The 15322-nt window shown below is 69.6% G+C and carries 19 protein-coding genes and 1 tRNA gene; 10 read left to right on the top strand and 10 right to left on the bottom strand.

Going from position 1 to position 15322, the window contains the following annotated elements; genetic code table 11:
- The first annotated feature begins 270 nt into the window (after positions 1 to 270).
- Positions 271 to 732: a hypothetical protein gene (locus HC028_RS21340; RefSeq protein ID WP_168079159.1), complete on the top strand. Its 462-nt coding sequence runs from the start codon at positions 271 to 273 to the stop codon at positions 730 to 732.
- Here HC028_RS21340 and HC028_RS21335 read toward each other — a convergent pair.
- Complete coding sequence (locus HC028_RS21335) at positions 729 to 1550, bottom strand: S-methyl-5'-thioadenosine phosphorylase (RefSeq protein ID WP_168079059.1); 822 nt, start codon at positions 1548 to 1550, stop codon at positions 729 to 731. The genes HC028_RS21340 and HC028_RS21335 overlap by 4 nt on opposite strands.
- A gap of 48 nt (positions 1551 to 1598) precedes the next feature.
- On the opposite strand from HC028_RS21335, the gene HC028_RS21330 reads away from it, so the two are divergent.
- From HC028_RS21330 to HC028_RS21320, 3 genes are all read left to right on the top strand, one after another.
- A complete protein-coding gene (locus HC028_RS21330; RefSeq protein ID WP_168079158.1) occupies positions 1599 to 1895 on the top strand; it encodes a VOC family protein in 297 nt (98 codons plus the stop codon).
- A gap of 56 nt (positions 1896 to 1951) precedes the next feature.
- Entirely contained in the window at positions 1952 to 2506 is a 555-nt protein-coding gene (locus HC028_RS21325; RefSeq protein WP_168079169.1) for a YqgE/AlgH family protein, read from the top strand.
- A gap of 89 nt (positions 2507 to 2595) precedes the next feature.
- Positions 2596 to 2668, top strand: a tRNA-Ala gene (locus HC028_RS21320).
- Between the two features lie 146 nt (positions 2669 to 2814).
- Here the strand turns inward: HC028_RS21320 and HC028_RS21315 are convergent.
- The 3 genes from HC028_RS21315 to HC028_RS21305 all read right to left on the bottom strand — a co-directional run bounded on the left by HC028_RS21315 (position 2815) and on the right by HC028_RS21305 (position 5756).
- A complete protein-coding gene (locus tag HC028_RS21315) occupies positions 2815 to 3165 on the bottom strand; it encodes a DUF6401 family natural product biosynthesis protein (protein ID WP_168079157.1) in 351 nt (116 codons plus the stop codon).
- 82 nt (positions 3166 to 3247) lie between these two features.
- Complete coding sequence (locus tag HC028_RS21310; protein ID WP_168079156.1) at positions 3248 to 3547, bottom strand: DUF4193 domain-containing protein; 300 nt, start codon at positions 3545 to 3547, stop codon at positions 3248 to 3250.
- A gap of 334 nt (positions 3548 to 3881) precedes the next feature.
- Positions 3882 to 5756, bottom strand: coding sequence for a sensor domain-containing diguanylate cyclase (locus tag HC028_RS21305; RefSeq protein WP_168079155.1), 1875 nt, complete (start codon positions 5754 to 5756; stop codon positions 3882 to 3884).
- 255 nt (positions 5757 to 6011) lie between these two features.
- On the opposite strand from HC028_RS21305, the gene HC028_RS21300 reads away from it, so the two are divergent.
- Complete coding sequence (locus tag HC028_RS21300) at positions 6012 to 6302, top strand: HesB/IscA family protein (RefSeq protein ID WP_168079154.1); 291 nt, start codon at positions 6012 to 6014, stop codon at positions 6300 to 6302.
- A 3-nt stretch (positions 6303 to 6305) separates the two neighbouring features.
- Here the strand turns inward: HC028_RS21300 and HC028_RS21295 are convergent, their stop codons facing one another.
- The 4 genes from HC028_RS21295 to HC028_RS21280 form a co-directional block, all read right to left on the bottom strand.
- Positions 6306 to 6521, bottom strand: coding sequence for a DUF429 domain-containing protein (locus HC028_RS21295; RefSeq protein WP_168079153.1), 216 nt, complete (start codon positions 6519 to 6521; stop codon positions 6306 to 6308).
- Entirely contained in the window at positions 6518 to 7567 is a 1050-nt protein-coding gene (locus HC028_RS21290) for a lipase family protein (RefSeq protein WP_168079152.1), read from the bottom strand. Before HC028_RS21290 ends, HC028_RS21295 begins: the two co-directional genes overlap by 4 nt.
- A gap of 247 nt (positions 7568 to 7814) precedes the next feature.
- Entirely contained in the window at positions 7815 to 8117 is a 303-nt protein-coding gene (locus HC028_RS21285; RefSeq protein WP_168079151.1) for an AzlD domain-containing protein, read from the bottom strand.
- Positions 8114 to 8809 (bottom strand): AzlC family ABC transporter permease, encoded by a 696-nt coding sequence (locus HC028_RS21280; protein ID WP_168079150.1) that lies wholly within the window; start codon positions 8807 to 8809, stop codon positions 8114 to 8116. The genes HC028_RS21285 and HC028_RS21280 overlap by 4 nt, the downstream gene beginning before the upstream one ends.
- Positions 8810 to 9026: 217 nt before the next feature.
- On the opposite strand from HC028_RS21280, the gene HC028_RS21275 reads away from it, so the two are divergent.
- The 5 genes from HC028_RS21275 to HC028_RS21255 all read left to right on the top strand — a co-directional run bounded on the left by HC028_RS21275 (position 9027) and on the right by HC028_RS21255 (position 14201).
- Positions 9027 to 11165 carry a hypothetical protein gene (locus HC028_RS21275; RefSeq protein WP_168079149.1) on the top strand — a complete coding sequence of 713 codons (2139 nt, stop codon included), beginning with the start codon at positions 9027 to 9029 and terminating at the stop codon, positions 11163 to 11165.
- Positions 11166 to 11268: 103 nt separating this feature from the next.
- Entirely contained in the window at positions 11269 to 11835 is a 567-nt protein-coding gene (locus HC028_RS21270) for a hypothetical protein (protein ID WP_168079148.1), read from the top strand.
- Positions 11832 to 12242, top strand: coding sequence for a hypothetical protein (locus HC028_RS21265; RefSeq protein WP_168079147.1), 411 nt, complete (start codon positions 11832 to 11834; stop codon positions 12240 to 12242). Before HC028_RS21270 ends, HC028_RS21265 begins: the two co-directional genes overlap by 4 nt.
- A 64-nt stretch (positions 12243 to 12306) precedes the next feature.
- Positions 12307 to 13209 (top strand): TIGR03620 family F420-dependent LLM class oxidoreductase, encoded by a 903-nt coding sequence (locus HC028_RS21260; protein ID WP_168079146.1) that lies wholly within the window; start codon positions 12307 to 12309, stop codon positions 13207 to 13209.
- A gap of 92 nt (positions 13210 to 13301) precedes the next feature.
- Positions 13302 to 14201, top strand: coding sequence for an LLM class F420-dependent oxidoreductase (locus HC028_RS21255; protein WP_168079145.1), 900 nt, complete (start codon positions 13302 to 13304; stop codon positions 14199 to 14201).
- On the opposite strand, the gene HC028_RS21250 is transcribed toward HC028_RS21255, so the two are convergent.
- Positions 14190 to 14501 (bottom strand): YciI family protein, encoded by a 312-nt coding sequence (locus HC028_RS21250; protein WP_168079144.1) that lies wholly within the window; start codon positions 14499 to 14501, stop codon positions 14190 to 14192. The two genes, HC028_RS21255 and HC028_RS21250, sit on opposite strands and share 12 nt — an antisense overlap.
- 92 nt (positions 14502 to 14593) lie before the next feature.
- Complete coding sequence (locus HC028_RS21245; protein ID WP_168079143.1) at positions 14594 to 15322, bottom strand: hypothetical protein; 729 nt, start codon at positions 15320 to 15322, stop codon at positions 14594 to 14596.

The raw sequence follows: 15322 nt of genomic DNA, 5'->3' as shown, positions 1-15322 counted from the left end.
TTCGAACATCACGGGTGTGGCGACCGCGGCGCAGACCACCAGCGAGGGGGTCACCGAAGCGCGAACCACCGCTGAGGAACTGGCCCGCATGAGCGGCGAGCTGCAGCAACTCGTCGGCCGCTTCACGATCTGATCCGCGTACGCCGTACAGACGGCCCCGGCACCCGGTTGGGTGCCGGGGCCGTTTCGGTCTGACCCCTGGACAGATGGTGTCCGTCGGCCGACTCTGGATTAACGGCGACGCGTGCTCGCCCGGAGCGGAGGTGCTCGATGGCGGCAGAGCCGATGGCGGTGCGGCAAACGCTGACGCCGGCCGAGAGGATCCGCAGGGTGCTCCGGCACCGGGCCGAACTGCTCGCGGCGGTGCAGGGCTTCCAGTACGCCCTCACCATGCCGGTGGCCCAGCCGGACTGGCGGCGCGCGGTCGCCGCCGAACTGCCCCACCTGCGGGCCGCGTTCGCCGCGCACGTCGAGTTGACCGAGGGGCCGGACGGGCTGTACGCGGAGGTGCTGGCCGACGCGCCGCGACTCGTACGCCGGGTGAACAGCCTCGGCAGTGAGCACGCAGCCGTGTCGGCGGCGTTGGAGGCGTTGGCCCGGCGCGTGGACGCCGATCCGGAGCGGGTCCGCAGCTGGGGGAGTGACCTCCTGCGGGCGCTGTCCAGCCACCGCCAGCGAGGCGCTGACCTGATCCACGAGGCGTACGCCACCGATCTCGGTGGCGAGACCTAATCCATAGTGGACGGCGATCCGGGCAGTTTCAGGCCGTCCAGGGCGTGCTGGCAGGCGCAGTCGGGCCGGGCGGGCAGCGCGGCCACGACGTCGAGCAGCAGGCCGCGCATCCGCTCGGTGTTCTCGCCGAACACCCGGAACACCTCCTCCTGGGTGACCCCGTGCTCACCTTCAACGCCGGCGTCCAGGTCGGTGACGAGGGCGATCGCGGTGTAGCACAGGGCCAGTTCGCGGGCGAGTACCGCCTCCGGATAGCCCGTCATGTTGACGGTCGTGCCGCCCATCGAGGCGTACCAGCGGGATTCGGCGCGGGTGGAGAAGCGCGGCCCCTCGACGACGATCATCGTGCCGCCGTCGGTGATGTCGATGCCGTGCGCGCCGGCACGCTCGACGGCCGTCCGGCGGCCCACGGGGCAGTACGGGTTGGCGAAGTTCACGTGGACGGCGCCGGAGTCGTAGAACGTCTGCGCGCGGCCGCTCGTACGGTCGATCAGCTGGTCGGGTACGACAAAGGAGCCCGCGCCCAACTCGGGCCGCAAGCCGCCGACGGCGCACGGAGCGACCACCTGGCGCGCGCCCAGGGCGCGCAGAGCCCACAGATTGGCCCGGTACGGGATCTTGTGTGGGGGATAGCGGTGATCGCGTCCGTGCCGCGGCAGGAACGCCACCCGGCGGTCGGACACGCTGGCGACGGTGATCGGGTCCGACGGCGATCCGAACGGGGTGTCGACGCTGTACTCCTCGGCGTCGTCGAGGAGCGCGTACAGTCCCGAGCCGCCGATCACCGCGATGCCGGCGGTAGCGTTTAGTCCGGTCACGGACCATGACCCTAAACAGGTAGCCAGCCTCAGGCTAGGGTGCGAGTCATGGTGTTGAAACCCCACATGGTGACCGCCGGCTGCCGCGTCACCGGCGACTACGGCGCGTTCCTGCTCCTGGAGCCGGAGGATGGCAGCGGCGTGTCCATGGGGCCGCAGCGGGTTCCGGAGCCACGTACGGGGAAGAACCGGGCTCATGTCGACTTCCCTGCCGGCGACCGCGAGGTGGAGGTCAGACGTCTGGAGGGGCTGGGCGCTACGGTTCTTGGCGAGCAAGAGGTGCATGGTCTGCGGTGGACGGTGCTGGCAGACGCGTGCGGCAACGAGTTCTGCGTGGCCGGGTAGTGATGCAGAGCGAGCCGGGGCAGCACCATGAGCCGGAGACGAGCTGGGGGAGGGCGATGGAGTCGCTGACCGGGCGGCTACTGGTCGCGACGCCTGCTTTACGTGACCCCAACTTCGAACGCACGGTGGTGCTGCTCGTCGCGCACGAAGAAGGCGGGGCACTCGGGGTGGTGCTCAACCGGGCGACCGAGGTCCCGGTCGCCGAGGTGCTGGGGCCCTGGGGCTCGCTCGCCGGTGAGCCACCCGTCGTGTTCGAGGGCGGTCCGGTGCAGCCGGAGGCTGCCATCTGTCTCGCCCGGGCCCGTCCCGGCGTGGAGGAGCTGACCGGGTTCAGCCGCGTCTCCGGCGCCGTCGGCACCGTCGACCTGTCCGGCGACCCGGACGCGCTCCGCGACGGCCTGCTCGGGGTGCGGGTGTTCGCCGGGTACGCGGGCTGGTCGCCGGGTCAGGTGGAGGCCGAGATCGAGGCCGGGTCGTGGTTCGTGTTCGATGCCCTTCCGGGGGACGCCTTCACGTCCCGCCCGGATGATCTCTGGTCGATGGTGCTCCAGCGGCAGGGCGGTCTGCTGGCGGCCGTAGCGCACTTCCCGCCCGATCCGACCCTGAACTAGGGCGCGACTCGCCGGTGGAGGGCTCTGATGTGACTGGCGGTCGGGAGGTGTGTACTATTGCGCGGGTGCCCGGGAGAGTTACGGGCGCTGGGGCCGTGGCGCAGCTGGTAGCGCACCACACTGGCAGTGTGGGGGTCAGGGGTTCGAGTCCCCTCGGCTCCACCCATGGATTAGGGCATACGTCGAACGCGACGTATGCCCTACTTTTTTGTGATCGATGGCCGACCGTGGCGCAGGTCATACGGCCCGACCAATGAAGAAAGGGCGGTGACCCTACGGTCGCAGCCCTCGTGAATCAGGTTGGTGCGTTAGAGGCAGTCGGCGACGTCAGCCAGCGCGCAGACGGCAACCAGGCGCATCAGGTAGGCCGGGGCGTCCGACCAGTCCAGCCGGCCCGGGTCGGGCAGCAGGTGGCCCTCGACGATGGCGGCGGCGTGAACGTCGAGCGCGTACTCGGCCAGCGCCGGTGCGTCCGTGACGCGCTCACCGAGCACGTCGCGTACGGCTGCCGCGTGCTGGTCGATCGCGGCGAGCAGTCCCGGGGTGCGGAGAGCCGCCACCAGACCGTCGACTCCGACCCAGGCCATCAGATCATCAAGGCTCGCCCGCGCCGCGTCGACCGCCACCCGGTTTGCCGTCCTGCCGAACTCGCTCGTCATGAGATCAGACGATATTTACTCAAAACGGTTGACGGGGGGTTGGAAACTCATCCGCACCCGGGCGCTACCGAAAGCACACCGGTCAGGCGCACTCCGAGCAGACTTCCTGGCCCTGCGGGCCCGCGACGTGCTGGCTGCGGTGGTGCACCAGGAAGCAGCGGGAGCACCGGAACTCGTCGGCCAGGATGGGTACGACCGACAGGCTCAGCTCCTCGTTGGAGAGGTCGGCGCCGGGCAGTTCGAAACCGTCGATGGCTTCCACCTCGTCGAGGTCCAGCACCGGTGACTGCGCGGAGGCGCGCCGGGCCTGTAGCTCCTCCAGGCTGTCCTCTTCGAGTTCGACGACGGTACGGCGAGGTGCGTCGTAGTCGGTGATTGCCATTGGTGTCACCCTCCTCGGGGCGCGGAGTCGATGGGGAGCGCGCAGTCGAGGACAGGTGTTCCTGCCGAGCGCGACGAGCGAATGGCGTGGCGTGGTTTCCAAACCATGATCCGGCCCAGGCCGGGCCGGATCATGGCCCGAGGTACCCACCGACGAACCATCTAAACACACTGTTGCGTGTTGTCCGTCGAACGTGGACAGCGGCTGGGTCAACCACTGACGGGCGACGGCTCCGGTGTCACGCCATGGCGGCGACGGTCAGCGCGACGGCACGCGGCGCGTACGGCTGTCCATTGTGGAGGCGAGGGACCAGGGTGTGGGACCCCGGAAGGGTTCAGCTCGCTTCGGCCCTGGACCGCCGCTTCTCGGCGTACATCCGGCTGTCCGCGGCCCGCAGGAGAGCCTCGGCGTCATCGGTGGCGCCCGCGACGGCACCGACGCTGGCGCGTACGGGCAGCAGCAGTCCGTCGATCTCGGCGGGTGTGTCGAGCAGTTCGCGGAACCGCGCCGCCACCCGCCCGGCGACCGCCTCGTCCGCGCCGGGCAACAGGATCGCGAACTCGTCGCCGCCGAAGCGGGCCGCCGTGTCGCCCGCGCGCAGGCAGTCTCGCAGCCGGTCGGCGACGTGCACGAGAAGCCCGTCACCGACGTGGTGGCCGTACGTGTCGTTGATCTCCTTGAAGCCGTTCAGGTCGATCAGGAGGACAGCGGCGTTCGTGCCGGCTTCCCGCATCCGCTCCGCGAAGAGCGTCCGGTTGGGCAGGCCGGTGAGCCCGTCGTGTGAGGCCTGGTACCGCAGGAGGTCCTGTAGCTTGCGCGCCTCGGTGACGTCACGCGCGTTGCTGACGATGCCGTCGATGCCCGGCTCGTGGGTCAGGTTTGTGGCTATCACCTCGAGCCAGCGCCACGAACCGTCCGCGTGCCGGAACCGAGCTTGATAGGTGAAGCTGGCGTCCGGCTTGCGCGACAGTTCGGCGAGCCGTGGACGGATGGCGTCGAGGTCGTCGGGGTGCAGGTAGTTGATCATCCGCGTGCCGGCGGCGGCGGATACCTCCATGCCGAGAATCGTCTCCAGCGCCGGACTGGCGTACCGGAAGGCGCCGGTGCTCGCGTCGACGATCGTGATGATGTCGGAGGAGTGCCGCAGCATCGACTCGAACCGGTGCTCGCGGTGGCTGATCTCGAGCAGGCTCTCGTCGAGGCGGTTGATGAGCTTCGCGTTCTCCTGGAACACAGCGAGTTGACGGACCACGACGAGCGCAACCATGAGGATCAGGCCGAGGATGGCGCCCCAGACCTGCTTGCCGATCCCGTCGGGCAGCACCACGAGCAGCACCCCGAACGTGATCACGAGGGCGCCGTAGGGCAGCGGGCTGTAGGGGCGCTCCTTCTGGCGGTTGAACGTTTCCTCGTCGCGACGAGCGCGTAACTCCTGGAGGCGGGGGCCGAGCGCCAGCAGCAGTGCCGGTGCCAACAGCAGGATCGCGTGCAGGTGCAGGTGGCCCGGGTTGTGGTCGCTGGGGATGACCGCGTCCGAGAGGGCCTGGACGGCGGTCGCGAGGAGCATCGGGACGGCGGCGTCGAGGGTGATCGGGCTGACGTCGCTGAGCAACAGTTTGGTTCCCGCGAACGTGGCTACCAGAAGCACTCCAGAGCCGGCGACCGCGGTGAACATGCCGTCGGCCCCGGCGTCGGGCAGGTGCGGGCGCATCACCAGGCACCAGGCGACGACGCTGGCGCCGGTCATCACGGTGGCCGCGTCGAGCCAGTACTTCAGGCGGGCCCGGCTGGACGTGGCGCCGGTCGGGTAGCCCAGCATGACGGCGACCACCAGGGCGGCGCCCCCGACCGAGGAGATCCGCTCGAACAAGTTGGACATCATCGTCACGGCGCCCGGGTGGAGGATGGTGATGATCCACTGCTGGGCGTCGCCGACGGCGAACACCAGCCCGGAGATGCTGAGCGTGCGCCAGAGCCGGCGCGGGGCGCGCGGCAGGGTGGGAAGCGCGGCCACGCGGCGAGCGGTCACGAACAGCACGATGTCGGCTAGCGACATCATCGGCCAGCAGAAGAGCATCTGTGCGCGCGGACTGCCCAGGTCGAGGGCGTACCAGCCGAGCACCAGCACGGACGCGAAGGCGAGCGGGGCGAACACCGGGTCGCGAAGCGGGCGCGGCGGTTTCGGCGGCTTCGTCGGCGCGAGGGTCAAGCGGTCCAGCTTGTCCTCCTCGGGTCGGCGTGCGCCACGGCCACATGTCTCGACCAGCACACCGCGCCCGAGTTGCGGTCGGCCTTCTGCACGGGGTGCAAGTCGGGATCAGGCGACCGATACATCGCCATACGGTCGGCGATGTTCTTTTCGTGCTGGTTTGACGGATTCGGTGCGGGGGAGAACAGCTGGAACGTCGGGCGTGGCCCGCACGGCGGGGCGCCCGGATCCGCAAGCCTGTGAGGAGTACACACCATGCTTGCTGTCACCGACAATGCGGCAACGGTGATCCGCGATCTCACCGAACAGGAAGGCGTGCCGGAGGGGGCCGGCCTGCGCATTGCGACCGACGAGTCCGCCGGCGCGTTCCGGTTGAGCCTGGCACCGGAGCCTCAGGAGGGTGACCAGGTGGTCGACGCGGCCGGTGCCCGGCTCTTCCTCGACCAGGAGGCGGCCCAGATCCTCGATGACAAGGCGCTCGACGCCGCCGTCGACGCCCAGGGCGGGGTGCAGTTCGCGGTGGGTGAGCGGCCGCAACGCGCCTGACCTTCAGTACCGAATAGCCAGCGCCTGACCCCGCCCGGCGTCACCGAGGTCGCCGGGAAGATCGATGCCGGCGTCGGCCAGTAGCCGGCGGCGTAGGCTCCCGCCTGCCCAGGTGTGCTTCGGGTGGGGAAGCGCCTTTCCGGCCATCGCCTGGAACGACACCTCCGGGTGTACCTCGTACAGCGGGTACCGGCCGGTGTCGATCCCGAGCACTCTCATCCCGGGTCGCCGTACTCGCTGCTCACTCCGGCCGGGGTCAGCGCGGTGACATAGTGCTGGGGGCTGTGGTCGTACAGCGACTGCTGGAACGGCAGGTTGCGGAAGAGCCGCAACTGGTGGGTGACGAACGCGAGCGGTGCGACGACCAGGCCGGTGAGGTTGCCCAGTTGCTGGGTCGGACGGTCGACCTCGCCCACCGTCGCGCCCGGGCCGCAGTGGCGCTCCTGACCGAAGTGGGCGAACGCGCCGGACACGGTCGGCGGCAGCTGCGGCACGACGTCGCTGCCGTAGACGTAGCGGATGAGGTTGTGGCGCAGGAAGTCGTCGCCGTCGCACGCCTTGGCGAGGGCCGGATCGCCGATCATCGGCTGGCCGTACGTGTACACGGCACGCAGCATCCGGGCGATCGGCGTGTACGCGGGCTCGGTGCGCAGCATGACCGCCATCGTCGCCGCCATAGCCGCGCCCAGGCTGTGGCCGGTGAGGTAGAGCGCTTCGAGGGGGTACGGCATGGCCTTGCCCTTGGCGCGCACCGACCGGCCGTCGAGTGCCCGTTCCAGAGCGTGGATCACCTCGTGCCTGGTGGCGCGGACGTTGCGGTAGAACCCACCGTGGATTCCGAACGCGACCGGGGGATCGGCGAACGGGATCGGTACCTTCTCCGGGTTCACGTCGGCGTCGGTGAGCCAGTTGATGAAGTTCAGCGGCTGCGTGCCGCGGTAGCACAGGATCACCACCCGGCCGTCCTTGCTCTGTACCAGAAACGCGTGTGAGCTGATGAACATCGCATCGACGACCTGGCTGATCTGGCGACAGTGGTTGGTCTCCAGACCCAGGCGCGCCATGATCATCGCGAGGGTCGGCGCATCCGAGTACGAGTAGCCGGCGCAGGTCGCGAGGGCGTGCGCGACGACGCTGTCCGGGTGCTCCGTCGCCTGCGCGAGGATGTCCTCCAGCTTCTTGTACACCGGGAAGGTCACCGACTCCGGCCTCTTCATGGGCCGCAGGTACCGGAACTCCGGAGCGACGCTGTCCTGCGTCTTCATCGTCTACGCACCCTTTCGACGGCGACTGGCAGTGGGCACTTTCCTATCGGCGCTGGGCTAAACCTGAAGTTGACCTTGACCTTTAGGGTCATGCTTGACCTTCCCCTTCGGGGAGGCCGCAGCATCGTGGGTGGCCGGGCACTCCCCGAGCAGGCGAGTTGTGGCCTGCGTTCTTCCCCTGTTTGTGAGGAGGGCGCCCCTCTTACGGTCTATAGCCGTAGCGGGGCGCCCTCCTCAGCCGAGGCGCTCACGTCAGTAAGCGGATCACCGCGGCGGTGGCCGCTGCGACGCCGACGATCACCAGGAAGGGCGCCCGGAGCAGTACGGCGATGAGCGCCGCGGCCAGGCCGGCGGCCCGGGCGTCCACGACCAGCGCGTGCTTCGTGGTGAACGTCTGGATCACGATCAGCGCGCTCAGCAGCGCGACCGGCAGCGCCGCCGCGATCCGCTGGACCGCCTTGTTCTCCAGTACCTTCGGCGGCACCGACAGGCCGGCGAGCTTGAGCAGATAACAGCCGATCGAGCCGGCGAGAACCGCAGCCCAGATCATTTCGCGCGTCCCTTCAACACCAGCACCGTGGCCGCGGCGGCGGCTAGCAGCACGGGTACGCCGGCCGGCACGAACGGCACCGCCGCCAGCGCGACCAGCGCGGCGGTCAGCGCGATCACCCACGGCTGGCGGGCGCGCATACGCGGCGCGAGCAGCGCCAGGAACGCCGCGGGCACGGCGGCGTCCAGGCCGAGCGCCTCGGGGCTGCTCAGCGCCTGCGCCCCGATCCCACCGAGCAGGGTGCCAAGATTCCACAGGACGAACACGGATAAGCCGGTCGCCCAGAAGCCGAGCCGCGCGGCGCGACCGGAGTCCCGGCCCACCGCCATCGCCGTGCTCTCGTCGATCACCAGTTGGGCGGCGCCGGCTTTTTTGATTCCTCGTACCTTCAGCAGCGGCGCCAGCCGCAGGCCGTAGAGCGCGTTACGCGATCCGAGCAGCACCGCCGTGCCGGCGGCCGCGACGGCCGTGCCGCCCGCGCCCAGCACGCCTACCAGGGCAAACTGTGAGCCGCCGCTGAACAGCAGGAGCGACAGGGCGCACGTCTGCACCATCGAGAGGCCGGAGGCGACAGAGATGGCGCCGAAGGAGAGGCCGTACGCCCCGGTCGCGACGCCGATGCCGATGGCGTCCCGGATGATCGCACGGCGGTCGGTTTCGGGTTCCGTTTCGGGTCGAGTCTCCGTGTCCATGCTGCCTGGATGGTATGCCACCGCTGGTCGCGCGCTTGTGCAGTGGTAACCCGGCACCGTTTTTCCTGTTCAGTCGCTGGCGTGGTGGATTTCGCCGGTATTCGCGAAACCAGGTGTCCATTTGTCGTCATACATTTCAATTGATCAATGTTAGCGTCCACCCCGGCCAGTGACGGAGAAAGTCACGGAGCAAGTCACGGTTACGGGGAGGATCGGCATGGCGCAATCTGTCGGATCCGCGATACGACGGTTGGACCGACGCTTCGTCGTCGCGTTCGCCGTGGTCGCGGCGCTGTTCATCCAGATGGCACACCCAACCGCCGCGTACGCCGGGGGCAAGCCGACCGCCGACTGGCAGGCGGCCGTCGCCAAGATCCCGGGCGCGGCGTACACGCGGGACGCCCGTACCTATGTCGGCGAGTCGGGCGACGCGCTCAAGCCGCACCTGACCGAGAAGGTGGTCACCAAGCACCTCCAGCCCGTCCTCGCCGACCTCGACAGCCGGTACTTCGACGGGTCGCGGCTGCGCGGCGAGCGCGACGGCGACTGCGCGTTCGACAACCTCGACGAGCTGATCGAGTACCTCAAGGAGCGGCTCGCCGGGCGTGACCTGCCGGCAGGACCGGCCCGGACCGCGCACCTCGCGGCGCTGGTGGGCACCCTCATCGCCGCCCGGCAGCTTGCCGACGCGGCGATCCAGGACGGCGCCGCGACGCTCGCGCCGTTCCCGAACGGCCCGCTGTCGGGCACCGCACCACCCGGTTTGGACAAGGCCCGCCACGAGCTGGACAAGGCCCGTCACGAGTTCGCCAAGGTCGACAAGGAGCTGGCGAAGGCCAAGCCCGAACAGGCGCTCAAGCGCGCCGAGGAGGCCTGGGAGCACGGGTTCGCCGTGCTGACCGCGGTCGGCGTCACCTACGCCGGCGACCACGACGCCGACGGCGTGACCGACGTTCACGAACTGCGCCTCGGCGCCAGCCCCCTCGTCGCCGACAGCGACGGTGACGGCCTCAGTGACCGTACCGAGATCTACGGCCTCATTGGCTGGACCTGGCCGGCCAAGAGCGACTCCGACGGCGACGGGATCCCGGACGGCGCCGAGGACATCGACGGCGACGGGGTCAGCAACCTCGACGAGCAGAACCGGGGCACCGACCCCCTCAACCCCGACGTGCCCGCCGGCGGGCTGATCTTCGATGGCGTGCGGGTCATGGACGGGCCGCCGCCGACCCCCACCCCGACCGACAGCGACGGTGACGGGCTCACCGACGTCGCCGAGGGCGAGATCGAGACCGACCCGCACAACCCCGACAGCGACGGCGACGGGCTCACCGACGGCCGGGAGGTCGACGAGGAAGGGACCGACCCACTTAACCCTGACAGTGACGGCGACGGCTTCCGCGACGACTACGAGGTCGCCCACGCCGAGGACCAGGGGCTGGATCCGACCCGGGCGGACGAGAAGGTCAGCAAGTGGTCGTACATCACCGACTTCCTGCGCGGCCTGGTCGCCGGTGACTTCTCGCCCCGCGACTCCATGGCGTGGCTGGCCGGCAACCTCTGCTCCGGTGGCCTGAGCGTCATTCCGGTGGTCGGCTGGATCCTCGGCGGCCTCGCCGACATCCGCGACACCATCGCCGGGCTCATCCACGGCGACTGGGTCAGCGCCGGGCTGAGCATTCTCGGTGTCGTCCCATACGTGGGCGACGCGGTGGCCATCCCCGGCAAGGCGGCCAAGTTCGTCCAACGCTTCACCCACCGGCTCGCCGCCACGGCGCGATTCGTCGCGCGCTACGACAAGATTCCCGACAGCGTCAAGACGCTTGCGTTGAAGGCGATCCTGCTCGGCGACTACGACAAGCTCATCACCAGCGGGTTCAGCGAGGCTGTGCTGATCCGGCTGGCCAAGGGGGAACGGACCAACCTCAAGCTCCTGGCGCAGGCGATGCAGGACGCCAACCACGTGGCGGGGCCGGCGGTACCGTTCCTGCGTAACGGGGCAGCGGGCGAGAAGTACCTGGAGGAGACCCTGCTCGCCGGGCGGGCCGGCACGCCGCAGCTACGCTTCGAAACCCCCGGCATGCCGAGCCCCCGCTCGTATCGGGTGCTCGACTTCGCCGAGGACACCCCGGGCGGCAAGGTCGGCCACGAGGTCAAGGTGGGCACGCGCAAGGACGTCGCGCAGATTCGCCAGTGCGAGAAGGACGCGTTCCTCCGCGGTGACGGGCAGCTCGTGGGGCTGCACTGGCACTTCCTGCCGAACGGCAAGTACAACAGCCTCGGCCCCATTGAGGAACTGCTGGACTGCTTGCGCAGCAAGCGCATCCCGTTCACCATCCACCCGCCGGTGGCATAGCCACCGGCGGGTGGATGGGGTGGCTCGGGGCCGGACGAGGGGTCCGGCCCCGAGCCGTCGACGGGGACAACCGAGGAACGTGAATGGTGCGACGATGGCGGGCGTGACCGAGGCAGCGGAGTACCTCCAGCGATACCTGGCCGCACGGGAGCCCCGGCTGCGGTGGCTCGCCGACCTGGCCGCCGGGACCGGTGGGCCCGCGCCGGAGCAACTCGACTTCAGCCGGCAGAGCCTGGTCCCGTTGTGGGAGTGGGCCATGAAGCAGTTCCGGCTCCGCGACGAGGACAAGGTCGTCGACCCGACCCGCGTCCCGATGTGGTACGGCCGGTCGCCGGCTCCCGCGGCGTACTGGTGGTCGGACGAGACGCTCGACCTCATCGACGCCGTCATCTACTACTTCGGTGAGTGCCTGCGCCGCGCTGTGCCCGGGGCCCGCTGGGAGGTGGGGCATGCCCCCTATCGGAACTGGGTCAACGAGAACCAGCCGGTGCTGACCGGCTTCACCTCGCCGTTCAATCCCTTCCTGCCCATACCGAACATCGTGGGGCGGGTCTACTACCTGTTGCGGCCCGACGAGCCGCGCCCGAACGGAATCGAGATCCCGCCGGCGACCGCTCACGACCTGCGGGACCAGTTCGACAACGAGATGCGCAAGGTCGCCTCGCCGTGAGCTGGATGATCGCTGTGGAACTGGCTCGTCCCTGGTGGGCGCCGTGGCGCCCGGCCGAGATGGACCGGGAGACCGTGGTATCGACCCTGGAGCCGTTGCTCGAGGAAGCGGCCGGGTTGCGGCGGGCGGCGGCACCGGGTTCGGTCGACGAGTTGAACTGGGACGGCCGGTGCGTCGGCACCCAGTGGTCGGTGTACAGCGGAGGTTCCGGCATCACCCGCGTCTCGGTGGACATGTGGGAGGAGCGCAACCGCCCCGACGGGCCGGCCGACGAATACCTTGACGAGGCGGTCATGGTGCTGCGCCGCATGCGGGAGCTGGCCAGGGCGACCGGTGCCCGACTCTTCATCGACGAAGGTGATTTCACGGATGCGCCGTTCGAGAATGCGCTCGACGCGCTGACGTGAGCGGGTGGCGGCCGGTCTCGCTACGTTTGTGGGGAAGGCTTCGCTCCGTCTCCGGAGGCGAGTGATGGCGGCATCCGAGATCGTGTCGGCGACCCGAGAGCGGCTGGGGCCCGTGGGTACCTGGCTCGGCGTGCTCCGCGGCGAGCCCGCCGCCACCCAGCGCGCCGTCGCGCACCGCGTCGAAAAACTCGGGTACGGGTCGCTCTGGGAAGGTGAGCGGGTCGGCGCCAACGACGTCTTCGTCGACCAGGCCGTGTGGCTGTGTACGACCGAGCGGCTCCTGACCGGGGCCGGCATCGCCAACATCTGGGCGCGGCATCCGGCGGCGATGCAGGTCGCCGCGGCCTCGCTGGAGGCAGCCTGGCCGGGGCGGACCGTGTTGGGCATCGGCGTCAGCCACGCCCCGGCGGTCGCGCGGACCGGGCAGGTGTACGAGCGGCCGCTGGAGCGGATGCGGGCCTACCTCGACGGCATGGACCTGGCGTCTGTTGATCGGCCCAGGCCGCCGCGGGTGTTGGCGGCGCTGCGGCCGCGGATGCTGGAATTGGCGCGGGACCGGGCCGACGGCGCGCACACGTACTTCGTACCGCCCGGGCACACCCGGCGGGCCCGGCAGATCCTCGGCCCCGACAAGCTGGTCATCCCCGAGCAGGCTGTCTACCTGGCTACGGACGCTGCGCAGGCACGGGCCGTCGCCCGGGAGCACACGTCGTTCTATCTGGGCCTGCCCAACTATGTGAACAACCTTCGCCAGCTCGGGTTCGGTGACTCGGATTTTGTCGACGGCGGCAGTGATGAGCTGGTCGACGCGATCGTGGCGTGGGGCGACGTGGAAGAGATCGAGGCGAGGGTACGGGCGCACCTGGACGAAGGCGCCGACCACGTGTTGATCCAGCCGCTGGGGGAGGGGGTCGACGTGGTGATGTGGCAGTTGGAGGCGTTGGCGTTGGCCGTACTGCCCGCGTAATGGACGCAGATCACACTTGATCATGGAACGTTCGCTGGCGACCCGTGGTTGATGTCCATCAAGGACCTTCAGTCGATCGCCGGAGGTGTGTGATGCCCGCATCTGACATCGTGACCGTGACCAGGGACAGACTCGGATCCGTCGGAGTCTGGCAGGCGGTGCTGCGGATGGCGACCCCGGACGCCCAGCGCGCCTATGCGCGCCGCGTCGAGGAGCTGGGGTACGGATCGCTCTGGTCGGGGGAGGGCGTCGGCGCCAACGACATCTTCGTCGACCAGGCCGTATGGCTGTCCGCCACGTCGCGGCTCGCCACCGGATCCGGCATCGCCAACCTCTGGGGGCGGCACCCCGCGGCCATGCAGATCGCCGCGGCGTCGCTGGAAGCGGCCTGGCCGGGGCGGACCGTGCTCGGCATCGGCGTCAGCCACGGACCCGCCATCGAACGGACCGGCCAGGTCTATGAGAAGCCGCTGGCGCGGATGCGCCATTACCTCGACGGCATGGACCAGCCGCTCGCGCCGAACCGGATCGCACCGCCACGGGTACTGGCCGCGCTGCGCCCCCGGATGCTGGAGCTGGCCCGCGACCGCGCCGACGGCGCCCACACCTACTTCGTGCCGCCGCAGCACACCAAGCAGGCCCGCGAAGCGCTCGGCCCCGACCGGCTGCTCATCCCCGAACAGGCCGTGTTCGTCGGTACCGACGCTTCGCAGGCGCGCGCTGTCGCGCGTGAACACACGCAGTTCTACCTTCGCCTGCCCAACTACGTGAACAACCTCAAGCAGCTCGGCTTCACCGACGCCGACCTGGAGGGCGCGGGCAGCGACCGGCTCGTCGACGCGATCGTGGCGTGGGGAGACGTGGACACGATCGCGGCCCGCGTACGCGAGCACCTCGACGCCGGGGCCGACCACGTGCTGCTGCAGCCGCTCGGGCCGGACATCGACGCGGCGCTGCCGCAGTTGGAGGCGCTGGCGCCGTCAGTTCGGTAGCTGAACTCCCGCGTCGGCCAGGGCGGTCCGCCACTCGGCGGCGGCCCTGGTCGGCTCTACCTGAAGCACCGTGTAGGTGGCCACGCCCTCGGTGACGAACGGGTCGGTGGCGACCATGCGCTCGATCGCAGCGCGGTCGTCGCCCTTGGCGATGATGAAGCCACCGGTGCGCGGGTTCTGGCGGCCGGAGACCAGGAACGTGCCGTCGTCGTAGTGGTCGGCGACCCACGCGAGGTGGGTGGCGAGGACCGCCTCGACCTCGGCCTGCGGTGCGGTGTAGGTGACGATCAGCAGGAACACGGTGAGTCCTTTCGGATCATGTACCTGGGCAGGCTACGCGCTCCTGCTCTCGCTGGCTGATCCGGGCGGGCGGCGCATAATCTTGCGCGCTATCAGTTGGCCGGGTGAGCGCCTAACAGGAGCAGGGCCGCGTGGCCCGCGTTGGCGTCCTTCGCGGGCAGCGCTGCCCAACCGTGGTGGCTGCGATCTGCCAGGGGGCACGACCGTAACTTGTTCCGTTCGGTGCGGGTCAACTCACCGCGAGCGGCCATCGGGTCCGGCATCAGGGCAAGCAGGAATGCCAGATCGTGCAGGTGACGTCGCGCGTCTCCCGGCAACGTCAGGGCGGCTGCCTTGCCCAGTATCGCGGCGAGCAAGCTCGGTCGGGGGATCCGCCCGGTCCGGTCCTCGACCTGTACCGTCACGTATTCGGTTCGGCGGAGCGCCTGTGAGCCACCGGGAACCTGCAGGGTCCTCCCCGGAGGGCTGGTCGTGAGATCCGCGCGAGCCCCGACGTTGTCGGGAGCCAGGACGTCGACGACGATCCTGCTCGAGTCAAGGCCGAGCATGAATCGATGCACGAGTCCCTGCGGGCTCGGGTCGGGACGGAACGACCGATTGGTGAGGAAGTCCGTCACCCGGCGCAGCGCAGTCGGTTGAGCGCGGATGTCGACCAGAACATCGCCGTCGGCGCTGGGCCGGGCATCAGTGCGACCGTGTTCGAGACCGTGCAGCGCCACCATCTGCCCACCGATGAGACACCAACTGTCCGGCATCGCCTCAGAGAGGTCGAAGAGCAGATGCCACAGGAAGGTGAGCGGCTTGCTCAGAGGTGGCATCAC

The sequence above is a fragment of the Planosporangium flavigriseum genome, assembly GCF_011947225.1.
In the GTDB taxonomy this organism is placed as follows: Bacteria; Actinomycetota; Actinomycetes; order Mycobacteriales; family Micromonosporaceae; genus Planosporangium; species Planosporangium flavigriseum.
The sequence above is the reverse complement of the archived record's forward strand: the minus strand, read 5'-3'. Positions and strand labels throughout refer to the sequence as shown.